The following is a 23235-nucleotide window of genomic DNA, read 5'->3' on the forward strand; positions in this document are numbered from 1 at the left end:
AGGGGCGTTCCTCACACGATCGGATGAATGAACTCCGAAATGTGCGATCGGCTGCTCACTCTCCGCTACATTCGCGCCGTTCGTGAGGCCAAAAGGGCTGCTCACAGGCAATCCCGGCACTTCAGGGGCCCGGAAGGCAGGAGACCGCACCACAGATGACGGACCGACCCGCGCAGCGCACCCCCAACCGCCAGCTCGCCGCGCTCATCGCAGAGGCGGGGTTCTCCAACGCGGGTCTGGCCCGTCGCGTCGACCAGCTCGGCCTGGAGCACGGGCTGGATCTCAGATACGACAAGACATCGGTCACCCGCTGGCTGCGCGGACAGCAGCCGCGGGGCACGACCCCCGCCCTCATCGCCGAGGTGTTCACCCGCCGGCTCGGGCGCCGCCTCACGGCCCAGGACCTCGGCCTGGACGCCTGCGCGCCGGTGTACGCGGGGCTGGAGTTCGCGGCCACCCCGGAGGAGGCCGTCGACATCGTCAGCGGGCTGTGGCGTAAGGACTCCGGCAGCCACGCCGAGCTGCGCAAGATCGCCTTCACCCCGGCGGGGCTCGTCGTGCCCAGCCGGGACTGGCTGATCGGCAAGCCCGACGACAGGGTGGCCCGGGAACCGGCAGCCCGGGTGCCCGCGCAGGGCCGCCCGGTCACCGCACGGCCCCCGGTCCAGCCACGGGCGCGCGGGCACGCCGAGCGGGCCCCGGGGCACCGGGTCTCCGGCGGCGACATCGCGGCGCTCCGCTCGGTCGGCGAGCTGTTCCGCACCCTCGACGACCGCTTCGGCGGCGGCCACGCCCGGCAGGCCCTGGTGCGCTACCTGGAGCACGAGTGCGAGCCGATGCTCCGCGGCAGCTACGACGAGCAGAGCGGCCGCCGCCTGTTCGCCGCCGCCGCCGACCTGACCCGGCTCGCGGGGTGGACCTCGTACGACATCGCCGCGCACGGACTCGCACAGCGGTACTTCGTGCAGGCCCTGCGGCTCGCCCAGGCGGCCGGCGACCGTCCCTACGGCTCCTACGTGCTGGTCACCATGAGCCGCCAGGCCGTCTACCTCGGGCACGGCCGGGAGGCCATGCAGCTCGCCCGGGTCGCCCAGCAGGGGGTCGGCGCCGGAGCACCGCCGGCCGTGCAGGCGCTGCTGCACGCCGCCGAGGCCCGCGCACACGGCGTGCTGGGGGAGGTGCGGGCGTGCACGGGGGCGCTCGTACGGGCCGAGCGCGCCCTGGAGACGGCCCGGCCCGGGGACGAGGTGCCGCACTGGGCCAGGTTCTTCGACGAGGCCCAGCTCGCCGACGAGCTGGGCCACTGCCACCGGGACCTGCAGCAGTTCCGCGCGGCCGCCCAGCACGCCGAACGCTCCCTCCAGCTGCGCGCCCCGACCTACGCCCGCAGCCGCCTGTTCTGCCGGGTCGTGCTCGCCACCGCGCGTCTCGGCCTCGGCGAACTCGACCAGGCCTGCGCGCTGGCGGCGGAGGCCGCGGGCCAGGCGGCCGAGATGCGCAGCGCCCGCGCCGTCGAGTACGTCAGGGACTTCGAGCGGCGCCTGGAGCCCTACAAGGACGCGGCGCCGGTGCGGGGCTACCGGGAGAAGGTCGCGGCGCTGGGCTGATCCGAACGACAGCCCTTAGGCCGCTCGCGGCAGGCTCGGGGCCGGGTCGGCCCGGTGCATCGAGCCCGCCGCGCCCAGGTCCGCGAGGATGGCCGAGGCCGCCCGGTGGGCCGAGTGCAGGGCGCCCTGGACGGTGCTGGTGTCGCGGTGGTCGCCGCAGACGTACAGGCCGGCCAGGAGCCGCACCGGCCGGCGCAGGTCGTGCGGCGGCCGCATCGCGGGCACGGCCTCCGGCGTGTGGTGCACGGCCAGCGTCTCCCAGCGGCGGGTGGAGGTGCCGTAGAGGCGGGCGAGATGGATGCGGACGGCGGTGTCGACGCCCTCGGGCGGTGTGCCCAGCACCGTCGAGGAGATCAGCACCCGTCCGGCCGGTGCCCGGGTCGGGTCCACGCTGCTGAGCACCGCCGTGTGCGCGACCGGGCCGCCGCGGTCGGAGTCCAGGAGCAGCGAGGTGCCGGTGGCGAAGACCGGCGCGAGGTCGTCGGTGGTGTGGTGGACCACCGTCACCGGGTGGAAGTCCGGGATCCTCAGGCCCGGCAGCAGTTCCGCCGCGGCGCGCGCGTCGGTCGCGAGGAGCACCGCCCGGCAGCGGATCGCCCCGTGCTCGGCGGTGGTCACCGAGGTCGTGGAGACCGAGGTGACCCGGACCCCGGTGTGCACGGTGCCGGGCGGCAGCGCCCGGGCGAGCGACTCCGGCAGCACGTCCGCGCCGCCCTCCGGCACGCACAGCCGGCCGCCCGCGAAGGCGCGCAGCGCCAGGTCCGCGCACCGGCTGGACGTGGTCAGCTCCGGGTCGCACAGCAGCGCGGCGAGCAGCGGGCGCAGAAAGCCCTCGACGGTGCGGGCGGGCACCCCGCGGGCCGCGAGGGCCTGTGCGGCGGGCAGTTCGGGACGGGCCAGCAGGCGCTCCACGGGCATCGTGGCGATCCGGCTCAGGGCCGTGCCGAGCCGGGCCTGGTCGACCGCGCCGCCCAGCGGCGCGCCGACCCTGCCGGGCGGCGCCGTCGCGCCCCTTGGGGCGCTTGCCAGGGCGCGCACCACATGGAGTGCGCCCCTTGCGCTCCCTCCGGCCGCCGGCGCGCCCGCGCGCTGCCTGCGCCCGTCGCGGTGCAGCAGGACGCCCGGCGCGAAGCTGCGCAGGGCCAGGGAGTCCAGCCCCGGGGTCAGGCGGAGTTCGGGATAGGACGTGGACAGCAGTTGTCCGATGCGGTCGAGCCGGAAGCCGTCGACCTTCTCCGTCGACATGCGGCCGCCCACGTAAGGGGCGGCCTCCAGGACTGCGGTCGTTACTCCTGCGCTGGTCAGCCGATGAGCCGCCGAGAGTCCGGCGATTCCGGCTCCCACGATGACGACGTCCACCTGGTACACGGGCTCAAGCACGAGGCCCCTCCTGTGGTTGCGCGGCCGGTGGAGACGTCATGCCCCCAACAGGCTCCGGGGATACCCGAGTTCGGGTCGAGTATCGGGGCCGTGATCGGTCAGAAGCAGTCGCGCATCAACAGGGCACGGTCGCATAGAGGTCGCATACGGTCACATCCGTTCCGCCGGACGCAGGGCTTCCCGGGCGTACGGCTGTGCGGCCGCACGGCTTACCGGCCGTACGGCGGCCCGCGGGACCGGAGCGGAAACCCTTTGGGACGCGCACGCGGGCCGTTCTAGGGTGACCGCCATGCCAGAGCCGCACATACGCACCGCCCTGCCCGCCGACGGGGAGGACCTCGCGTTCCTCGACCGGGCCACCTGGTCCACCCTGCACGCGGTGATGCCCGAGCCCCAGCCGCCGTACGAGCCGTTCTTCGACGAGCGCCACACCCCCGGTCAGTACCTGGTCGCCGAGCTGGAGGGGCGTGTCGCCGGGTACATCCGCCTCGTCCCCGCGACCCCCCTCCCCTCGAACGCGCACGTCCTCGCGGTCCAGGGCTTCGTCGTCGCCGAGGAGGCACGCGGGCGGGGGCTCGGGCGCGCGCTCGTCCGGGCCGCCGTCGCGCACGCGCGCGGACGCGGCGCCCGGCGCCTCACCCTGCGCGTGCTCGGGCACAACACCCCGGCCCGGGGGCTGTACGCCTCCGAGGGGTTCGCCGTCGAGGGCGTCCTGCCGGGGGAGTTCCTGCTCGACGGCGTCTACGTCGACGACGTCTGCATGGGCCGCGCCCTCTGACCCCCGGGCCCGCGACCCGGCTCCGGCCCCCGGCCGCTAGGAACTGACCAGTTCGCCCGTGTCCACCGCCTTCGTCGCCGTGGCCGCGTGCTTCCCGTCGCCCGTCACCTCGGACGCCGTGAGCGCGTACCCCGTCTCGGCGTCCGAGGTGGAGCGGGCGAAGACCACCCCGAACACCCGGCCGTCCGTCGTCAGCAGCGGGCCGCCGGAGTTGCCCGGGCGGACCGTCGAGCGGATCGAGTAGATCTCCCGGGTGACCGCGCCGTCGTTGTAGATGTTCTGCCCGGTCGCCCGCACCAGGCTCCCCACGGTCGCGGCCTGCAGGTTCAGGCTCCCGTCCTGCGGATAGCCCGCGACCACCGCGGAGGCCCCGCGCCTGGCCCCGGTGTCGAAGTGCAGCAACGGGGCGTGCAGCCCGGGCACGTACAGCACCGCCACGTCCCGGTCGGGGTCGAAGAGCACCACCCGGGCCGGGTACATCCGCCCGACCCCGCCCACCCGGATGCTCGGGTCGTGGATGCCCGCCACCACGTGCGCGTTGGTCATCACGTGCTCGCGCGCGTACACGAAACCGCTGCCCTCGCGGCCCTCGTCGCCCGAGGCGCCCTCGACCTTCACCGTGCTCGCCTTCGCGGCGTTCGTCGCGGCGGGCGTGACGTTGTCGCCGGTGGGCCGGGCCACCTGGGCCGTCGACTCGTTCTCGAACGGGTTGAAGACCTGTGGGAAGCCCGCCTCGGTCAGCGCGGACGTCGCCCGGGAGAACCACGCGGGCGTGGTGTCCGGCATCGCCTGCTGCACCGCGCCCAGCAGCGTCGAGTTCCGGATCGCCGTCGTCAGGGCCGGCGACGGGGCCGCGCTCAGCACGCTCGCCGCCACCCAGGCCACGATCAGCACCGCGACCGAGTTGGCCGCCGCGCCCCCGATGCCGTCCAGCACGCGCACCGGACCCCGGTCCAGCTCCCCGCGCAGCCGCAGGGCGAGCCGGCCCGCCAGCTCGTGCCCCACCACGGCGGGCACCAGCACCGTCAGCAGGGCGAGCACCGTCGCCGTCGCCGTGCCGCGCGCCACCAGGCCCGTGACCCAGGGCAGCGCCCACACACCGACGACCGCGCCGCCGACGAACCCGGCCAGAGAGACACATCCGGCCACCAGCCCGCGCCGGTAACCGGACGCCGCGTAGACGAGGACCACCAGCACAATCACCAGGTCGAGCAGGTCCACCGGAGCCGCCTTTCTCTAGGACTCCTCAGTACGGACGGGAAGGGCCCGCTGATCAGTCACAGTCCGGGGGGCGGCCGCCGGGAGGCGAACCGGCCACGTACGTGTGTACCCGCATAAACGTCCCGGACCAGGACGATGGTTCCACCAGGTGGCACAACGCACATCGCGGGCGGCGAGAATCGGCCCGAGAGTGGGACCATGTCTGTCCTCCGAAGATCGCCGGGAGCGCGCGGACCGCGTACCCCCCGGATACCGCGGCTCCCCGGTCCCGTGCTGATCGTGCTGGGGGCCCTGCCCGGCCTGATGGCCCTGCTGGCGCTGGCCCTGTGGGTGCAAGGAGGGGAGCGGCGCACCCCCGCCCCCCCGGACCGGGCCGCCGCGCTCGGCCTGGACCGGCCCGGCACGTCCCGGCGGGGGGCCGCCCACACCGCCGCCCGTCCGCGCATCGTGCCCCGCTCCGCCTGGCTGGACTCCACCAGCGGCCACACCCAGCCGCCCCCGCGCTACGACGACAGGGTCATCGCGGTCTTCATCCACCACACCGACTCGCCCAACGGCTACAAGTGCGCCGACGCGCCGAGCATCATCCGCCACCTGTACGCGGGGCAGATCGGGGCCCGGCGCTGGGACGACATCGGCTACAACTTCGTCGTCGACCGCTGCGGCACCATCTACGAGGGCCGTGCCGGCGGCGTCGACCGGCCCGTCACCGGCGCCCACGCCCAGGGCTTCAACCACCGCACCGCGGGCATCGCCGCCCTCGGCACGTTCACCGCGGGCGTCCCCGTACCGCGCGCCATGACCGACGCGATCGCCGCCCTGGCCGCCTGGAAGCTGGGGCTCGCCGACATCGACCCGCGCGGCCACGTCCGCCTGGTCTCCAGCAACGGCCACAGCCGCTACAAGGCGGGCACCGTCGTCACCATGCCCGCCGTGGCGGGCCACAACGACGGCTTCATGACCAGCTGCCCCGGCGCGGCCCTCAGCGCCCGCCTGCCCCAGATCAGGGAGGCGGCCGCCCGGCTGCAGGGCCGTACGTCCACAGCGACGCCACAGGTCGGTCCCAGCCCGCACCCGACCCCGAGCCCTACGGTCGTGCCCCACAGCACCCGGCTGGGGCTGAGGACGGGGAAGCGATGAACGGACGTACACAGCGGCACACCGACACGGCCCGGCGGTCCGCGCCGGGCTCCTCGTGGGCGCGGGCGCTGCGCGGCCCCTGGACCGTGGTCCGTGTCCTCGCCGCCGTCGTGGTGGGGTCCGCCGCCGGTACGGCCTCGGCGCTCGCCCGGGCCAACGCGGCGCCGCCGCTGCGCGTCGCGGAGCCCGAGGCCCCGAGGCCCGGGGCGTGACGGGGATCAGCCCCTGAACCGCTCCCAGAGCCTCGGGCAGAGCTGCGCGAGGGCCGCCTCGTTCTCGAGGTCGATCGGTGTGCCCTCCGGTTCCGAGGGCGCGGGCGCGATGCCGAGATCCGGCGCGACGGTGCCGGTGAGCTGCTCGTACGCCTCGTCCGCCGCGTACCCGAGCTCCTCGCCGTCGCCGTCGATCTCCTCGTCGAAGTCGCCGAGCAGCTCCGCCAGCGAGTCCGGATCGTGCAGGGCGCCCTCGAACACCTCCCGGCCCTGGCCGATCAGCCAGCAGCGGAAGAAGTCGAACGCGTCGTCGCTGGCCCCGTCGAGGAGCACCCAGGCGGCGCCCCACAGATCCCAGCGGTAACTGCGGTTGTAGCGGGCCTCGAAGTGCCGGGCGAAGTCCAGGACCATCTCGGGGTCCAGCTGGAGCAGCCGGTCCACGAGCAGATCGGCCTGCTCCTCGGGGTCGCCCTCGGCGGCCTCGCGGGTGGCGTCGACCAGGTCCCAGAACTCCGTCTCGTCCATCACGGCACCAGCATCGGGCCTCCACCGGTGGGGCGCACGCGGAGTGCGACGGACAGCGGCGGATCGTTATCAGGCGTTATCCGGCGTCCGTCGGCCGATGCCCGGAGTCCGGTCGCCGGTACAGCCGCGCGAGCCTCGCCGCGTCCCGGGCGAACCGCTCCCGCAGCCCCTCCGGCGCCAGCACCTCCGCCTCCGGCCCGAGCGCGGTCAGCTGGGAGTGCGCGACCTCCTCCGACTCCACGGGCAGGGTCACCGTCACCCACCCGCCCGCATCGGTCCCGCCCGCCCCGCCGAGCGCCTCGCGGGCCGACAGCGGATCGACGGCGCCCGGCAGCCTGCGCACGCCCTCCGGGGACAGCCGCAGGACGACCTCGGTGCGCAGGATCGACCGCGCGAACCGCTCGGCCCCGGCCGCCCAGTGGCCGGGCAGGTCGAAGTCCTCGTCGCGGTGGAAGCGGGTGTCCGCCGGGGCCACGGCGGTGAACCGGTCGATGCGGTACGTCCGGAAGACCCCCGCCTTCGGCACCCGTGCGCACAGGTACCAGGCGCCCGCCTTCAGCACCAGCCCGTACGGTTCCAGCCACCGCTCCGCCTCCCCGTCCCCGCGCCGGTACCGGGCGGTGACGCACCGGTCGTCCCACACCGCCCCGGCGATCACCGACAGCAGCGCGGGGGTGTCCGGCTCGCTGAACCAGGCGGGCGCGTCCAGGTGGAACCGCTGGGTCGCCGCACGGGGAGCGTCCCGCAGCGACGGCAGCAGCGCCGCCGACACCTTCAGCCGGGCCGCCGACGCCGCGTCCGCCAGCCCCATCTCCCGCAGCGCCCCCGGCACCCCGCTCAGGAACAGGGCCTCCGCCTCGCTCCTCGCCAGCCCCGTCAGCCGCGTGCGGTACCCGCCGACCAGCCGGTACCCGCCGGCCCGGCCCCGGTCCGCGTACACCGGGACCCCGGCCTCCGACAGCGCCTGGGCGTCCCGCGTCACCGTCCGCTCCGACACCTCCAGCTCACGCGCCAGCTCGGAGGCGGTCATGGAGGGCCGGGACTGGAGCAGGAGCACCATCTTGATGAGGCGGGCGGCACGCATGCGCTCATGATGCCGGGGGGCACCGACAGAGCCCGCCGGGGAAAGCCCGCCGGGGAAAGGGAGAAGGGGTACGGCCCGCGGCCGTACCCCTTCCCGCCTCACCGGACCGTGAGCGTCACAGCCCGTACTTCTCGCGCGCTTCCTTCACGGACGTCGCCTTGACCTCGCCGCGCCGGGCCAGCTGGGCCAGGGCCGCGACGACGATCGACGGGGCGTCGACGCCGAAGTGGCGGCGGGCGGCCTCACGGGTGTCCGACAGGCCGAAGCCGTCGGCGCCCAGCGAGGACCAGTCCTGCTCGACCCACTGCGCGATCTGGTCCGGGACCTGGCGCATGTAGTCGGAGACGGCCAGCACGGGGCCCTCGGCGCCCTGCAGCGCCTGGCGGACGAACGGCACCCGCTCCTCGCCGCGCAGCAGCGCCGCGTCGGCCTCCATCGCGTCCCGGCGCAGCTCGCCCCAGGAGGTCGCGGACCACACGTCGGCGGCCACGCCCCACTCCTCGGCGAGCAGCCTCTGGGCCTCCAGGGTCCAGTGGATGGCCGTGCCGGAGCCGAGCAGCTGGATGCGCGGGGCGTTGGCCGGGACGGTCAGGCCCGCGGACTCCGCCGTGTTGAAGCGGTACAGGCCCTTGACGATGCCCTCGTCGATGCCGAGGCCCTGCGGCTTCGCGGGCTGCGGCAGCGGCTCGTTGTAGACCGTCAGGTAGTAGAAGACGTTCTGGTCCTCGCCCGGCCTGGCCTCGCCGTACATCCGGCGCAGACCCTCACGGACGATCACCGCGATCTCGTAGGCGAACGCCGGGTCGTAGCTCAGCGCGGCCGGGTTGGTCGCGGCGATCACCGGGGAGTGGCCGTCGGCGTGCTGCAGGCCCTCGCCCGTCAGCGTCGTACGGCCGGCCGTCGCGCCGACGAGGAAGCCGCGGCCGAGCTGGTCGCCGAGCTGCCACATCTGGTCGGCGGTGCGCTGCCAGCCGAACATCGAGTAGAAGATGTAGAACGGGATCATCGCCTCGCCGTGCGTCGCGTACGCGCTGGACGCGGCGATGAAGTCGGCCATCGAACCGGCCTCGGTGATCCCCTCGTTGAGGATCTGGCCGTTCTTGGCCTCCTTGTAGTACATCAGCTGGTCGCGGTCGACCGGCTCGTACGTCTGGCCCTTGGGGGAGTAGATCCCGAGCGACGGGAAGAGCGACTCCATGCCGAAGGTGCGCGCCTCGTCGGGGACGATCGGCACCCAGCGCTTGCCGGTCTCCTTGTCGCGGACCAGGTCCTTGACCAGGCGGACGAAGGCCATCGTGGTGGCCACGTTCTGCGCGCCGGAGCCCTTGTCGAAGGAGGCGAAGGCCTTCTCGGCGGGGGCGGGCAGCGGGGCCAGCGCGTGGGTGCGGCGGGCCGGGGCCGGGCCGCCGAGGGCCGCGCGGCGCTCCTGGAGGTAGCGGACCTCGGGGGAGTCGGCGCCCGGGTGGCCGTAGGGCACCACGCCGTCGGCGAAGTCGCTGTCCTTGATCGGCAGGCCGAGCAGGTCACGCATCGTCTTGAACTCGTCCACCGACAGCTTCTTCATCTGGTGGTTGGCGTTCTTCGACGCGAAGCCCTCGCCGAGGGTGTGGCCCTTGACCGTCTGGGCCAGGATCACGGTCGGCGCGCCCTTGTGCTCGACGGCGGCCTTGTACGCGGCGTAGACCTTGCGGGCCTCGTGGCCGCCGCGCGAGAGGTGGAAGCACTCGAGGATCTTGTCGTCGCTCAGCAGCTTCGCCATCTCGGCGAGCGCCGGGTCCTTGCCGAAGAAGTCCTCGCGGATGTAGGCGGCGCCGCGGGTCTGGTACGTCTGGATCTGGGCGTCCGGTACCTCGCGCAGCCGGCGTACGAGCGCGCCGGTGGTGTCGAGGGCGAACAGCTCGTCCCAGGCGGTGCCCCACAGGGTCTTGACGACGTTCCAGCCGGCGCCGCGGAACTGGGCCTCCAGCTCCTGCACGATCTTGAAGTTGGCGCGCACCGGGCCGTCGAGACGCTGCAGGTTGCAGTTGATGACGAAGGTGAGGTTGTCCAGCTCCTCGCGGGCGGCGAGCGCGAGGGCCGCCGTCGACTCGGGCTCGTCCATCTCGCCGTCGCCGAGGAACGCCCACACGTGGGAGGCGGAGACGTCCTTGATGGCGCGGTTGGTCAGGTAGCGGTTGAAGCGCGCCTGGTAGATCGCCGAGAGCGGGCCGAGGCCCATGGACACCGTCGGGAACTCCCACAGCCAGGGCAGCCGGCGCGGGTGCGGGTACGACGGCAGGCCGTTGCCGCCGGACTCCTGGCGGAAGTTGTCGAGGTGCGCCTCGTCGAGGCGGCCGTCGAGGAAGGCACGGGCGTAGATGCCCGGGGAGGCGTGGCCCTGGATGTACAGCTGGTCGCCGGAGCCGTCGCCCTCCTTGCCCTTGAAGAAGTGGTTGAAGCCGGTCTCGTAGAGCCAGGCGGCGGAGGCGAAGGTGGCGATGTGGCCGCCGACGCCGTGCTTCGCGCCGCGGGTCACCATCGCGGCCGCGTTCCAGCGGTTCCACGCGGTGATGCGGGCCTCCATCTCCGGGTCACCGGGCAGGCCCGGCTCGGCGGAGGTGGGGATGGTGTTGACGTAGTCCGTCTCGAGGAGCTTCGGCAGCGCGACGCCGCCCGCCTCGGCGCGTTCCAGCGTGCGGCGCATCAGGTACGCGGCGCGGTGCGGCCCGGCCTCCCTGGCGACGGCGTCGAGGGAGGCCTGCCATTCGGCGGTCTCCTCCGGGTCGCGGTCCGGGAGCTGGTCGAGCGCGCTCGGCTGGATGGCGTGGGGGTCGGTCATGTCGCCGCCTTCCTCAGTCGAAGGGGGTTCCCTCATCGGTAAGGGGTTGGGGTTGCCCTAGGTCTTTGGCAGGACAGGGCTGGACTTCGGTGGAAGTCCGTCGGCGACTGTAACTCCCTGATCGATGATCGATCAAAGGGTTGAGCTTGAAAACCTCTCGATTTCGAGAAAGTCGGCACCCGGTGCCTGCGAAATGGGCACCGGGTGCCGTGTTCGATCAGGGTTTTCGCAGGTGAGCGGGGGGACGCTCGACTGCGTCAGGGGCGTGGGGCGCAGCCCAGGACGTGCGCCTTCACCAGCTCCGCGATCCGCGGGTCGCGCCGCTTGAAGGCCTGCACCAGCTCCTCGTGCTCCTCCGCGTACGACTGCTGCACCGTGCCCAGCCAGCGGATCGACAGGGCCGTGAAGACCTCGATGCCCAGGCCCTCCCAGGTGTGCAGCAGCACCGAGTTGTCCGCCGCGCGGACCAGTTCCCGGTGGAATCCGACGGTGTGGCGCACCTGGGCCGTACCGTCGGCCTCGCGGTCGGCCTCGTAGAGGGCCAGGACGTGCGGCTCCAGGGCCGAGCAGTCCAGCGCGAGGCGGTCCGCCGCCAGCTCCGCGGCGATGGCCTCCAGGCCCGCCCGGACGGGGTAGCTCTCCTCCAGGTCCGCCGCGGTCAGGTTGCGCACCCGGACGCCCTTGTTCGGTGCGGACTCGATCAGCCGCAGGGTCTCCAGCTCGCGCAGGGCCTCCCGGACCGGTGTCTGGCTGACCTCCAGCTCGGTGGCGATCCGCCGCTCCACGATCCGCTCGCCCGGCTGCCAGCGCCCGCTGACGATCCCCTCCACGATGTGCTCGCGGATCTGCTCGCGCAGCGAGTGGACGACGGGCGCGGTCATGAGGGCTCCTCCCGGGGGCTGACGTTTAGACAATACGGCGGGTTCGCTCCGCCGGTAGGGCGCGTGGGGGTGCTTCGGCGCAGGTGAGACGAGACTTACACGGCGTAGAGCAGGGCAAAGAGCGCCAACGGCGTGGTTCTGTGCGCAGTCGGACGGGTTGCGGGCCGCCGGTGGTACCCCGCGCGTACCGCCGCGCCCCGGACGCAACGGTGCCCTTGCCGGAGGGTTCCGGCAAGGGCACCGACGTGTCGCGGCGGGGCGGGTGTTACAGGCCGAGCTCGACCTCGAACTCGCCCGCCTCCAGGATCGCCTTGACCGCCGTCAGGTAGCGGGCCGCGTCGGCGCCGTCGACCAGGCGGTGGTCGTAGGAGAGGGTCAGGTAGGTCATGTCGCGGACGCCGATGACCGTGCCCTCCTCCGTCTCGATGACGGCCGGACGCTTGACCGTGGCACCGATGCCGAGGATGGCGACCTGGCCCGGCGGCACGATGATCGTGTCGAACAGCGCGCCGCGCGAACCGGTGTTGGAGATGGTGAAGGTCGCGCCGGACAGCTCGTCCGGGGTGATCTTGTTGGCGCGGACCTTGCCCGCCAGCTCCGCCGTGGCCTTGGCGATGCCCGCGATGTTGAGGTCGCCGGCGCGCTTGATGACCGGGGTCATCAGGCCCTTCTCGGAGTCCACCGCGATCCCGATGTTCTCGGAGTCGAAGTAGGTGATCGTGCCCTCGGCCTCGTTGATCTTGGCGTTGACGACCGGGTGGGCCTTCAGCGCCTGGGCCGCGGCCTTCACGAAGAACGGCATCGGGGAGAGCTTGACGCCCTCGCGGGCCGCGAACGAGTCCTTCGCCTTGCCGCGCAGCTTCATCAGGCGGGTGACGTCGACCTCGACGACCGACGACAGCTGGGCCTGCTCGTGCAGCGCCTTGACCATGTTGTCGCCGATGACCTTGCGGATGCGCGGCATCTTGACGGTCTGGCCGCGCAGCGGGGAGACCTCCAGGGCGGGGGCCTTCTTCGCGGCGGGCGCGGCGGCAGCGGCGGCCGGAGCCGGCGCGGCGGCCTTCGCGGCCTCGGCGGCGGCGATGACGTCCTGCTTGCGGATGCGGCCGCCGACGCCGGTGCCCTTGACGGTGGCCAGGTCGACGCCGTTCTCGGCGGCGAGCTTGCGCACCAGCGGGGTCACGTACGCGCCCTCGTCGGTCGCCTGGGTGGCGGTCGGGGAGGTGGGCGCGGTGGCCGGGGTGACCGGAGCCGGGGCGGGCGCCGGGGCCGCGGGCTGGGCCGGGGCCGGGGCCGGGGCGGCAGCGACGGGCGCGGCCGGAGCGGCGGGGGCCGGAGCCGGAGCGGCCGGAGCCGGAGCGGCCGGAGCCGGGGCCGGGGCGGCCGGGGCAGCTGCGGCGGGGGCCGGGGCGGCCGGAGCCGGCGCGGCGGCCGGGGCGGCACCGGGCGCGCCGATGACGGCGAGCTTGGCGCCGACCTCGGCGGTCTCGTCCTCGCCGACCACGATCTCCAGCAGCACGCCGGAGGCGGGCGCCGGGATCTCGGTGTCGACCTTGTCCGTGGAGACCTCGAGCAGCGGCTCGTCGGCCTCGACGGAGTCGCCGACCGACTTCAGCCAGCGGGTGACGGTGCCCTCGGTGACGGACTCACCGAGCGCGGGCAGGACCACGTCGGTGCCCTGGGCGCCACCGGCGGGGGCGGCGGCCGGAGCGGCGGCCGGAGCGGCGGCGGGGGCCGGGGCGGCAGGGGCCTCGGCGGCCGGGGCCGCGGCGGGCTCGGCGGCCGGAGCCGGGGCGGGGGCCTCGGCGGCGGCGGGGGCCGGGGCGGCCGCGGGGGCGCCGGAGCCGTCGTCGATGACGGCCAGCTCGGCGCCGACCTCGACGGTCTCGTCCTCGGCGACCTTGATGGAGGCCAGCACGCCGGCGGCGGGCGAGGGGATCTCGGTGTCGACCTTGTCGGTCGAGACCTCGAGCAGCGGCTCGTCGGCCTCGACGCGCTCGCCCTCGGCCTTCAGCCAGCGGGTGACAGTGCCCTCGGTGACGCTCTCACCGAGCGCCGGAAGGGTTACGGAAACCGCCATGGTTTCGGTTGCTCCTAACGAATTGCGGAAGTCTGTGTCGTCGCGCCCGTTGACCGAAGGCTCAGTCGTGGGAGTGCAGCGGCTTGCCGGCGAGCGCCAGGTGCGCCTCGCCCATCGCCTCGTTCTGCGTCGGGTGGGCGTGGATGAGCTGGGCGACCTCGGCCGGCAGCGCCTCCCAGTTGTAGATCAGCTGGGCCTCGCCGACCTGCTCACCCATGCGGTCGCCGACCATGTGGACGCCGACCACGGCACCGTCCTTCACCTGGACGAGCTTGATCTCGCCCGCGGTGTTGAGGATCTTGCTCTTGCCGTTGCCCGCCAGGTTGTACTTCAGAGCGACGACCTTGTCCGCGCCGTAGATCTCCTTGGCCTTGGCCTCGGTGATGCCGACGGAGGCGACCTCCGGGTGGCAGTACGTCACCCGCGGGACACCGTCGTAGTCGATCGGGACGACCTTCAGACCGGCCAGACGCTCCGCCACCAGGATGCCCTCGGCGAAGCCGACGTGCGCGAGCTGGAGCGTCGGGACGAGGTCGCCCACGGCGGAGATGGTCGGAACGTTGGTCCGCATGTACTCGTCCACGAGGACGTAGCCGCGGTCCATGGCGACCCCGGCCTCCTCGTAGCCCAGGCCCTGGGAGACCGGGCCGCGGCCGACGGCGACGAGGAGGACCTCGGCCTCGAACTCCTTGCCGTCCGCCAGGCTGACCTTGACCCCGTCCTGGGTGTACTCGGCCTTCTGGAAGAAGGTGCCGAGGTTGAACTTGATGCCGCGCTTGCGGAACGCGCGCTCGAGGAGCTTCGAGGAGTTCTCGTCCTCGACCGGCACGAGGTGCTTCAGGCCCTCGATGACCGTGACGTCCGCGCCGAAGGACTTCCACGCCGAGGCGAACTCGACGCCGATGACACCGCCGCCGAGGATGATCGCGGACTTCGGCACGCGGTCCAGGACGAGGGCGTGGTCGGAGGAGATGATCCGGTTGCCGTCGATCTCCAGGCCCGGCAGCGACTTCGGCACGGAGCCGGTCGCCAGCAGGACGTGGCGGCCCTGGACGCGCTGTCCGTTCACGTCGACGGAGGTGGGGGAGGACAGCCGGCCCTCACCCTCGATGTAGGTCACCTTGCGGGACGCGATCAGACCCTGCAGGCCCTTGTACAGGCCGGCGATCACGCCGTCCTTGTACTTGTGGACGGCCGGGACGTCGATGCCCTCGAAGGTGGCCTTGACGCCGAACTGCTCGCTCTCGCGGGCCTGGTCGGCGATCTCGCCCGCGTGCAGCAGGGCCTTGGTGGGGATGCAACCCCGGTGCAGGCAGGTGCCGCCGACCTTGTCCTTCTCGATCAGGGCGACGTCCAGGCCCAGCTGCGCTCCCCGCAGGGCCGCGGCGTAACCACCGCTACCACCGCCGAGGATCACTAGGTCGAAAACGGTGCTGGCGTCGTTCGCCACGTCACGTCCTCCATGCATGTGCGCCTTGCGCCGATCTCCAGTGACCGGCGGGCGGCTGGTGTCCGGCCGCTTGATGCTTCGGCCCTTCGGTGGGGGCCCTGTCCTGCCGGGCTCCATCTTTGCACTTGTTCGAGGCGTACGAGACGCCGGGCTGGAGTGTGAGACACCCCACGTGCGCACGGAATCGAAGGTGTGCACAGGCAGGGGCGCGGGGAACTGCGCGAACAGCCCCCGCGCCCCTGTGGCCGCCCCGCCGCGGAAGCGGCCGGGCCCCCGGGCGACTCAGCCCAGGTCCCCCGCGGCCGTCAGCTCGGCGAGACGCACCAGCGTCCGCACGGCGGAACCGGTGCCGCCCTTGGGCGTGTAGCCGAACGGCCCGCCCTCGTTGAACGCCGGCCCGGCGATGTCGAGGTGTGCCCACGTGATGCCCTCGCCCACGAACTCGCGCAGGAACAGGCCGGCGACCAGGCCGCCGCCCATGCGCTCACCCATGTTGGCGATGTCGGCGACCTGGGACTCCATGCCCTTGCGCAGGTGCTCCGGCAGCGGCATCGGCCACGCGGGCTCGCCGACCTCCTCCGCGGCCTCGTGCACCGCGGAGCGGAACGCCTCGTCGTTGGCCATGACGCCGAACGTCCGGCTGCCGAGCGCCAGCACCATCGCGCCGGTCAGCGTGGCGACGTCCACGATCGCGTCCGGGTTCTCCTGCGAGGCCGCCCACAGGGCGTCGGCGAGGACCAGCCGGCCCTCGGCGTCGGTGTTGAGGACCTCGACGGTCTTGCCGCTGTACATGCGCAGCACGTCGCCCGGGCGGACGGCGGAACCGGAGGGCATGTTCTCGGCCAGCGCCAGCCAGCCGGTGACGCTGACCTCCAGGCCGAGCCGGGCGGCGGCGACGACGGCGGCGAGCACGGCGGCGGCGCCGCTCATGTCGCACTTCATCGTCTCGTTGTGACCGGCCGGCTTCAGCGAGATGCCGCCCGAGTCGTAGGTGATGCCCTTGCCGACGAAGGCCAGGTGCTTGCCCGCCTTGGGGTGCGTGTACGACACCTTGACCAGGCGCGGGGTCGCGGCCGAGCCGACGCCGACGCCGAGGATGCCGCCGTAGCCGCCCTTGACGAGGGCCTTGTCGTCGAGCACCTGCACCTTGAGGCCGTGCTCCTTGGCCGCGGCCTGGGCGATCCCGGCGAAGATCGCGGGGGTCAGGTCGTTCGGCGGGGTGTTGATCAGGTCGCGGGCGCGGTTCAGCTCCTCGCAGACCGCGACGGCCCGGGCGACCGCGCCCTTGTGGGCGGCGTCGCGCGGCTTGCCGCCGAGCAGCGCGGCCTCGGCCAGCGGGGCCTTGCCGTTCCTGGCCTTGGCGTCCTTGCCGTTGTCCTTGTAGGAGTCGAAGGAGTAGGAGCCGAGCAGCACGCCCTCGCCGATCGCCTCGACGGCGCCGGGGCTGTCGACGGGCAGCGCGAACGCCGCCTTCTTCGAGCCGGCGAGCGCCCGGGCGGCCACGCCGGCGGCCCTGCGCAGCGCCTCGGCCTCGTAGCCGGCGTCGGTGTCCTTGGCGTCGGGCTCCGCGCCCAGGCCCACCGCCACCACGAGCGGGGCCTTGAAGCCGGCCGGGGCGGGCAGCTTCGTCAGCTCGCCCTCGGCACCCGAGGCGCCGAGGGTCTCCAGGACGCCGGCCAGCTTGCCGTCGTACGCCTTGTCCACGGCCTCGGCGCCCGGCGCTACGACGGGCCCCTTGGTGCCCTTGGCGACACCGATCACGATCGCGTCGGCCCGCAGGCCGGGCGCCGCGGCGGTGCTGAGAGTCAGAGCAGTCACGGTGGTGAGTTCTCGCTTCCGATGTGAAGTTGCTGTGGCCGATGTGGGGTGGGTCGACCGGGCCCGAGAGCCGACCCTAGGCCCAGGCCTGGGGACAGGTGGCAACCGGGGCCTTCACCCTGTCGGCGAACACCCGGGACGAGACTACGCGCGTGTGCCCGTTCGCTCATTCCTGCGGGTGTTCACCTGTGCGTGGCGCCGTGGCCACTTCTCGCGCCCGGGCGCCGCGGTTCCGTCACGGATCCGGCACCGGGGACCTTCCGGGCGCTCACCCATGGCTCGGCCTCCATGCGCCGGAGCACCCCCTCGACCGAGGTGCCGGCCAGCCGGTCGGCGAGGGAGCGGCGGCCGGCGAGGAACACCGGCAGGGCGTTGACCAGGAACAGCACCACCGCGACCGCCCACACCAGCACCGACAGCACCAGCCGGCCCTGGACCAGCAGCACGCAGGCCAGCGCGTACACCGCGACGTCGGCGGCGGTGGTGACGGCGGCCCGGCGCAGGGCGTGCCGGGACAGCCGCGGGGTGACCCGCAGACCGAGCAGGCCCTTGCCGAGCGTGCGGCCGAGCAGCGCCAGACAGGCCCACTGGTAGAGGAACGTGACGACGACGAGCGCCCCGAAGGCCTCCTCCACGTCCAGCACCACGCTGCCCCACAGCGACAGGCCGAAGGTCCTGGAGGCGCCGACGACGTCGCCGCGCGAGGTCAGCAGGTCCAGCCCGCCGCGGGTGGCCAGGTCCGGCACGTCCGTGACGAGCGCGGTGATCCGGTGGAAGGTGAGCACGGCGAGCAGTGCCGCCACGCTCGCCACCAGGCCGAAGTCGACGCACCAGGCCATGGCGCGGCGCAGCTTGAGCACGGAGTCCCCCGATCACACTTCATGTCCGTGTACGGGCGAAGAGCCTAGCGTCCGGTTGATCACCGGCCGAACGACAGCACCACCAGCGCCGTCGTCGCGGCCGTCTCCGCGAGCGCGCCGAACACGTCGCCCGTGACCCCGCCGAAGCGGCGGGTGCAGCGGCGCAGCAGGAGTTCGGCGACGGCGAGGGAGAGCAGCACCGCGGCCGCCGCGCGCGGCCCGCCGTACGGGCCGAGGAACGTGCCCCAGGCGGCGGCGCCGGCCGTGCACAGGGCCGCGAGGGCCAGCGCCCCCGGCACCGGCACCACCCCGGCGACGGCCGCCCCCAGTCCCTCCGGCCGGGCGGCCGGCACCCCGCCGCGCGCGGCCAGGGTGAGCGCGAGCCGGGCGGTCACCGCCGAGGTCACCGCCGCCGCCGTGCCCCGCGCCCACGAGTCGCCGAAGAGCTGCGCCAGCACGGCCACCTGGGCCAGCAGTACGAGCACCAGGGTGAGGACGCCGAACGGCCCGATGTCCGACTGCTTCATGATCCTCAGCGCGTCCTCGGCGGGCTTGCCGCTGCCCAGCCCGTCGGCCGTGTCGGCGAGCCCGTCGAGGTGCAGCCCGCGGGTCAGCGCGGCCGGTACGGCGACGGAGCCGACGGCGGCGAGCAGCGGGCCGGCGCCCAGCAGGAGCAGCAGCAGCGCGAGCCCGGCCGCGAGGGCGCCGACGACCAGCCCGACCGCGACGGCGCTCAGCATCCCCCCGCGCGCGGCGTCACGGTCCCAGCGGTGCACCCGTACGGGCAGCACGGTCAGCGTGCCGAAGGCGAAGCGGAGGCCGTCGAGCGGGGAGGACTTGAGCACCGGCGCAGGTTACCCGGCGGCCCGCGGGCCGCCCCCGGGTGCCGGGGATAAAGTGCGCACATGGGGCACTGGTGGGTGCGGAACATCGTCGAACCGGGCAAGCTGCCCCTGCTGCTCGCCCTCGCCGCCTTCGTCGCGACGTTCGTGGTCACCCGGGTGATCACCCGTCTGATCCGGGCCGGGAGAGGCCCGTTCCACAACGTCAGCGCGGGCGGGATGCACATCCACCACGTCGTCCCCGGGATCGCCCTCACCATCGCCGGCGGCTTCGGCGCCGTCGCCAGCGACCGGCACGGAGCCGGCGCGGTCGTCGCGGCCGTCCTGTTCGGCACCGGCGTGGGCCTGGTCCTGGACGAGTTCGCGCTGATCCTGCACCTGGACGACGTCTACTGGACCGAGCAGGGCCGCAAGAGCGTCGAGGTCGTCGTGCTCACCGCCGCCCTCGTGGCCCTGCTGCTGGCCGGGTTCGCGCCGTTCGGCGTCAACGACCTGTCCCAGCAGGAACTGGCCGACCGGGGCACGGTCATCTCCAACATCGCCGGCAACTTCCTGCTCTCCCTGGTCGCCCTCAGCAAGGGCAAGGCCCGGACAGCGGTGTTCGGGGTGATCGTGCCGCTGGTCGCGCTCGTCGGCGCGGTCCGGCTCGCCCGCCCCGGCTCGCCGTGGGCCCGCCGCTTCTACGGCCGCCGCCCCCGCGCCCGCGCCAAGTCCGCCCTGCGCGCCTACCGCCACGACCGCCGCTGGGCCGGGCCCCGCCGCGCCCTTCAGGACTGGATCGGCGGCAAACCCGACCCGCGCCCGGTCCGGCTGCCCGGCCGCCGGTGAACCAGCCGGGTGCCGTGGCCGGACGCCCGGCGCAGCCCGTGGCGCAGCTGGTGCCCGTACCGGTGGCGCACCGCCACCCCCAGGCACAGCACCCCCACCGCCATCAGCGCCGCCAGGTGCTCCTTGCCCGCCAGGTTCTCCTTGACCAGCACCTCCGCGACCATCGCCAGGGTCACCGCGCCCGCCGTCAGGTAGGCGCCGTACCGCCAGGCGGCGAACACGGCGAGCCCCACCACGGCCGCCGACGGTCCGGTGTCCACCACCTGCGCGTCCGTCCACGGCAGCCCGAACAGGGCGTGCTGGCCGAGACCGATGCCGATGCGCGCGTACAGCGTCCCGGCGAGCGTGGCGACGTACGCGATGGCCAGCGTCCGCCACCAGCCGAGGCACGCCTCGGCGATCCCGAACACGAACAGGATCTGCGCCAGCGCCCCCCACACCGGCAGGTCGAGCGCGGGCACGAACAGTGACAGGGGAGTGCGCAGCAGCGCCGGCCACAGCGAATCCTGGGCCCGCACGGCCCCGAGGTTCTGCACCAGCTGGTAACCCCAGGACCGGTTCTGCACGTACTGCAGCAGGGCCGTCAGGCAGACCGTCGCGACGGTCATCGGCACCGCCCGCAGGCGCAGCTTCAGCAGGGGCTCGCGCACCGTGACGTACAGCAGCCCCCACTCGGCGCGGGCCCAGCGGGCGAGCCTGTTCATCCAGCGTTCCTCACCGTGCGGCTATCTGTGGGTGCCGAGGTGCCTGCGGTGCAGCCACTTCGGCAGTCCCGGCGCCTCCAGGAAGCCTTCCGCGCGAGCCGACGCGAGGCCGATGCGCAGCAGGTCCGCGCTCTTCTCGAAGAGCAGGAAGCGCGGCTCCCAGATGGGCCGGTACTTGGCGTTGGCGCGGTACAGCGACTCGATCTGCCACCAGCGGGAGAAGAAGCTGAGCAGCGACCGCCACAGCCTCAGCACCGGACCGGCGCCGAGGCGTGCGCCACGTTCGAAGACGGACCTGAACATCGCGAAGTTGAGCGAGACCTGGGTGATCCCGATCTCGTCCGAACGGCGCAGCAGTTCGATGACCATGAATTCCATCAGCCCGTTGTCGGAGTCCCGGTCGCGCCGCATCAGGTCCAGCGAAAGACCCTGCGGCCCCCACGGCACGAAGGACAGCAGCGCACGCAGTCTGCCCTCGGCGTCCGTACACTCCAGCATCACGCATCCGCCGTCCTCGGGGTCACCCAGCCGGCCCAGCGCCATGCTGAACCCGCGCTCGGTCGCCCCGTCCCGCCAGTCGTCCGCGCGCTCGACGAGATACGCCATCTCACCCACCGGGATGTCCTGGTGGCGCCGGATGCGCACCTCGTAGCCGGCCCGCTTCACCCGGTTGTAGGCCTGCCGCACGGTCCGCATCGCGCGTCCGTCCAGGGTGAAGTCGGCGACCTCCACGAGCGCCTCGTCACCGAGTTCGAGGGCGTCGAGGCCGTGCCGCGCGTAGACGGTGCCCGCCTCCTCGCTCGCCCCCATCACCGCCGGGATCCAGCCGTGCGCCCGCGCCTCGGCCAGCCACGGCGCGATGGCCCCGGGCCAGGCCTCCGGATCGCCGATCGGGTCGCCGGAGGCGAGGCTCACCCCGCCGACCACGCGGTAGGCGACGGCCGCCTTCCCGGTCGGCGACCACACCACGCTCTTCTCCCGGCGCAGCGCGAAGTACCCGAGCGAGTCCCGCTCGCCGTGCCGCTCCAGCAGCGCCCGCAGCCGCTTCTCGTCCTCCTCGTCGAGCGCGTCGACGGCACGCCGGGAACGGAACGCGGCGTAGAACACGGCGAGGACGAGGAGGGTGCTCAGCACGTTGATGGCGACGTTGGCCCAGTTGGGCGGGGCGACGCCGGGGAACCTGGTCTCGTCGGCGGCCACCGAGACCAGGCGCAGGGCGCCGTAGTGCCAGCGCTCCGCGAAGGTCGAACGGCGCGCGTCCGGCGCCTGGTTGGTGACCGTCACCAGCAGCACGGCCAGCAGGCTCGCGACCAGCCCGCCGACCACGGCGACGGTCGCCGCGAGCCGCGGGTTGGACCGGTCGCCCTTGGCGTAGAACTCCCGGCGGCCGACCAGCAGCGCCCCGACGAAGCCGGCCGTGAGCGCCAGCGAGACCCAGTTCTGCGCGTACCGCCGGATCTCGGGGAAGGCCATGGCGAACGCGAACAGGGCCAGGAAGGCGCCGCTGAGCACGAGGTTGAGGATCCAGGCGGCCCGTTTGCGGCGCCGCATGGTGATCGCCAGGAACGTGGTGAACACCCCGGAGGCGAAGCCCGCCGTCAGCAGGTACGGCGTGAAGAAGTCGTCCTGGTTGTGCCGGCGTACGTCCTGGTAGAGCGAGACCCACACCGCGCTGAGGAAGTTGATGAAGGCGACGGTCCGCAGGTACCAGACGGCGAAGGCGGCGGCTCGCCGGGAAGCCCCGGCCGACCGCCGCCCCTCCTCGCCGGGGCCCTCCGCCTCGACTCGCTGCGGCACCGCAATTCGGGCATCTCCCATGAGGAAGGATCATATGGGGGCCGCCCTGGTGAACCGCACTCATCCGGCCGCGGTGGCCGGTGGTCTCACCATCACCGCGCCACCCGCCCGGCCGGCTACTCCTGCTCCTCGGGCTCCTTCCCGGGCTCCCGCGCCGGCTCCTTCTCGGGAAGCTCGGCGGACAGCGCGGCCGCGGCCCGCACCAGTGGCAGGGCCAGCAGCGCGCCCAGGCCCTCGCCGACCTTCACCCCCTGGTCGAGCAGCGGCTCCAGTGCCATCCGGTCCAGCGCCTTGGCCTGTCCCGGCTCCCCGCTGTCGTGCCCGGCCAGCCACCAGTCCGGCGCCCGGAAGGCGACCCGCTGCCCGACCAGCGCGCACGCGGAGGCCACCAGCCCGTCCAGGATCACCGGCAGCTTGCGCACCGCGCACTGGAGCAGGAACCCGGTCATCGCCGCCAGGTCCGCCCCGCCCACGGCCGCGAGCAGCTGCAGCTGGTCCCCGAGCACCGGCCGCGCCCGGCGCAGCGCGTCGCGGATCGCCGCGCACTTGCGCATCCACGCCAGGTCGTCGATCGCGAGCCCGCCGCGCCCGGTCACCACCGAGGCGTCGGTGCCGCACAGCGCGGCGACCAGCACCGCCGCCGCCGTCGTCCCGCCCACGCTGACGTCGCCCAGCACCACCAGGTCGGTACCCGAGTCGGCCTCCTCGTCGGCGACGGCGACGCCCGCCCGCAGGGCGGCCTCGGCCTCGTCCAGGGTGAGCGCGTCCTCGATGTCGATACGGCCGCTGCCGCGCCGCACCCGGTGCCGCACGACGTCCTCGGGGAAGGCGTCCGGCGGGCAGTCCAGGGCCATGTCCACGACCCGTACCGGCACCTCGAGCCGGCGTGCGAGCACCGCCACCGGGCTCGCGCCCTCCAGCACGGCCCGCACCAGCTCCGCCGCGCCGCCCGCGGGCCGCGCCGAGACGCCCAGCCCGGCGACGCCGTGGTCACCTGCGAAGAGGATCACCCGAGGCCGTTCGACCGGCCTCACCGGCACCGCGCCCTGCGCGGCGGCCAGCCACTCACCCAGCTCGTCCAGCCGCCCCAGCGCCCCGGGCGGCACGATCTGACGTTCCCGGCGGGCCTCGGCGTCACGGCGCACGCCCCCGTCCGGGCGCTCGATCAGATCGGTGAAGTCGTCCAGATTAAGCCTGCTCATTCGCCGAA

Annotated in this window: 19 protein-coding genes; 5 read left to right on the top strand and 14 right to left on the bottom strand. The window is 73.6% G+C overall.

Annotated features, from left to right (window positions below; genetic code table 11):
• Positions 1-155 precede the first annotated feature (155 nt).
• Entirely contained in the window at positions 156-1607 is a 1452-nt protein-coding gene (locus ACZ7FF_RS02755) for a regulator (protein ID WP_470808885.1), read from the top strand.
• A gap of 15 nt (positions 1608-1622) precedes the next feature.
• Here the strand turns inward: ACZ7FF_RS02755 and ACZ7FF_RS02760 are convergent, their stop codons facing one another.
• The gene (locus tag ACZ7FF_RS02760; protein ID WP_470808886.1) at positions 1623-2987 is read right to left on the bottom strand and encodes an NAD(P)/FAD-dependent oxidoreductase; all 1365 of its coding nucleotides are present in this window, start codon (positions 2985-2987) and stop codon (positions 1623-1625) included.
• Between the two features lie 289 nt (positions 2988-3276).
• Here ACZ7FF_RS02760 and ACZ7FF_RS02765 point away from each other — a divergent pair, with 289 nt between their 5' ends.
• Entirely contained in the window at positions 3277-3765 is a 489-nt protein-coding gene (locus ACZ7FF_RS02765; protein ID WP_470808887.1) for a GNAT family N-acetyltransferase, read from the top strand.
• 36 nt (positions 3766-3801) lie between these two features.
• Here the strand turns inward: ACZ7FF_RS02765 and ACZ7FF_RS02770 are convergent, their stop codons facing one another.
• Positions 3802-4986 (bottom strand): MarP family serine protease, encoded by a 1185-nt coding sequence (locus ACZ7FF_RS02770; RefSeq protein ID WP_470808888.1) that lies wholly within the window; start codon positions 4984-4986, stop codon positions 3802-3804.
• A 276-nt stretch (positions 4987-5262) separates the two neighbouring features.
• On the opposite strand from ACZ7FF_RS02770, the gene ACZ7FF_RS02775 reads away from it, so the two are divergent.
• Both ACZ7FF_RS02775 and ACZ7FF_RS02780 read left to right on the top strand, forming a co-directional pair.
• Positions 5263-6126 carry a peptidoglycan recognition protein family protein gene (locus tag ACZ7FF_RS02775; protein WP_470809573.1) on the top strand — a complete coding sequence of 288 codons (864 nt, stop codon included), beginning with the start codon at positions 5263-5265 and terminating at the stop codon, positions 6124-6126.
• Complete coding sequence (locus tag ACZ7FF_RS02780) at positions 6123-6338, top strand: hypothetical protein (protein ID WP_470808890.1); 216 nt, start codon at positions 6123-6125, stop codon at positions 6336-6338. The genes ACZ7FF_RS02775 and ACZ7FF_RS02780 overlap by 4 nt, the downstream gene beginning before the upstream one ends.
• A 6-nt stretch (positions 6339-6344) precedes the next feature.
• On the opposite strand, the gene ACZ7FF_RS02785 is transcribed toward ACZ7FF_RS02780, so the two are convergent.
• From ACZ7FF_RS02785 to ACZ7FF_RS02825, 9 genes are all read right to left on the bottom strand, one after another.
• Complete coding sequence (locus ACZ7FF_RS02785; protein WP_470809574.1) at positions 6345-6863, bottom strand: DUF4240 domain-containing protein; 519 nt, start codon at positions 6861-6863, stop codon at positions 6345-6347.
• Positions 6864-6939: 76 nt separating this feature from the next.
• Positions 6940-7947 (bottom strand): helix-turn-helix transcriptional regulator, encoded by a 1008-nt coding sequence (locus ACZ7FF_RS02790; RefSeq protein WP_470808891.1) that lies wholly within the window; start codon positions 7945-7947, stop codon positions 6940-6942.
• A 115-nt stretch (positions 7948-8062) separates the two neighbouring features.
• A complete protein-coding gene (gene aceE / locus ACZ7FF_RS02795) occupies positions 8063-10765 on the bottom strand; it encodes a pyruvate dehydrogenase (acetyl-transferring), homodimeric type (RefSeq protein WP_470808893.1) in 2703 nt (900 codons plus the stop codon).
• 257 nt (positions 10766-11022) lie between these two features.
• Positions 11023-11646 (bottom strand): GntR family transcriptional regulator, encoded by a 624-nt coding sequence (locus ACZ7FF_RS02800; protein WP_470808895.1) that lies wholly within the window; start codon positions 11644-11646, stop codon positions 11023-11025.
• Between the two features lie 265 nt (positions 11647-11911).
• Positions 11912-13726 carry a 2-oxoglutarate dehydrogenase, E2 component, dihydrolipoamide succinyltransferase gene (sucB, locus tag ACZ7FF_RS02805; protein ID WP_470808896.1) on the bottom strand — a complete coding sequence of 605 codons (1815 nt, stop codon included), beginning with the start codon at positions 13724-13726 and terminating at the stop codon, positions 11912-11914.
• Positions 13727-13787: 61 nt separating this feature from the next.
• Complete coding sequence (gene lpdA, locus ACZ7FF_RS02810; protein ID WP_470808898.1) at positions 13788-15176, bottom strand: dihydrolipoyl dehydrogenase; 1389 nt, start codon at positions 15174-15176, stop codon at positions 13788-13790.
• A gap of 282 nt (positions 15177-15458) precedes the next feature.
• Positions 15459-16994, bottom strand: a complete 1536-nt coding sequence (locus tag ACZ7FF_RS02815) for a leucyl aminopeptidase (protein ID WP_470808900.1) — start codon at positions 16992-16994, stop codon at positions 15459-15461.
• 182 nt (positions 16995-17176) lie between these two features.
• Positions 17177-17854 (bottom strand): RDD family protein, encoded by a 678-nt coding sequence (locus tag ACZ7FF_RS02820; protein WP_470808902.1) that lies wholly within the window; start codon positions 17852-17854, stop codon positions 17177-17179.
• Between the two features lie 59 nt (positions 17855-17913).
• Positions 17914-18699 carry an adenosylcobinamide-GDP ribazoletransferase gene (locus ACZ7FF_RS02825; RefSeq protein WP_470808903.1) on the bottom strand — a complete coding sequence of 262 codons (786 nt, stop codon included), beginning with the start codon at positions 18697-18699 and terminating at the stop codon, positions 17914-17916.
• A gap of 60 nt (positions 18700-18759) precedes the next feature.
• On the opposite strand from ACZ7FF_RS02825, the gene ACZ7FF_RS02830 reads away from it, so the two are divergent.
• Complete coding sequence (locus ACZ7FF_RS02830; protein WP_470808905.1) at positions 18760-19524, top strand: hypothetical protein; 765 nt, start codon at positions 18760-18762, stop codon at positions 19522-19524.
• Here the strand turns inward: ACZ7FF_RS02830 and ACZ7FF_RS02835 are convergent.
• The 3 genes from ACZ7FF_RS02835 to cobT all read right to left on the bottom strand — a co-directional run bounded on the left by ACZ7FF_RS02835 (position 19464) and on the right by cobT (position 23227).
• The gene (locus tag ACZ7FF_RS02835) at positions 19464-20228 is read right to left on the bottom strand and encodes a hypothetical protein (RefSeq protein WP_470808906.1); all 765 of its coding nucleotides are present in this window, start codon (positions 20226-20228) and stop codon (positions 19464-19466) included. The two genes, ACZ7FF_RS02830 and ACZ7FF_RS02835, sit on opposite strands and share 61 nt — an antisense overlap.
• Before the next feature lie 21 nt (positions 20229-20249).
• Entirely contained in the window at positions 20250-22046 is a 1797-nt protein-coding gene (locus ACZ7FF_RS02840; protein WP_470808907.1) for a phosphatidylglycerol lysyltransferase domain-containing protein, read from the bottom strand.
• 95 nt (positions 22047-22141) lie between these two features.
• Positions 22142-23227 (bottom strand): nicotinate-nucleotide--dimethylbenzimidazole phosphoribosyltransferase, encoded by a 1086-nt coding sequence (cobT, locus tag ACZ7FF_RS02845; RefSeq protein WP_470808909.1) that lies wholly within the window; start codon positions 23225-23227, stop codon positions 22142-22144.
• Positions 23228-23235: the final 8 nt, after the last annotated feature.

Source organism: Streptomyces sp. NPDC037126, from assembly GCF_055605965.1.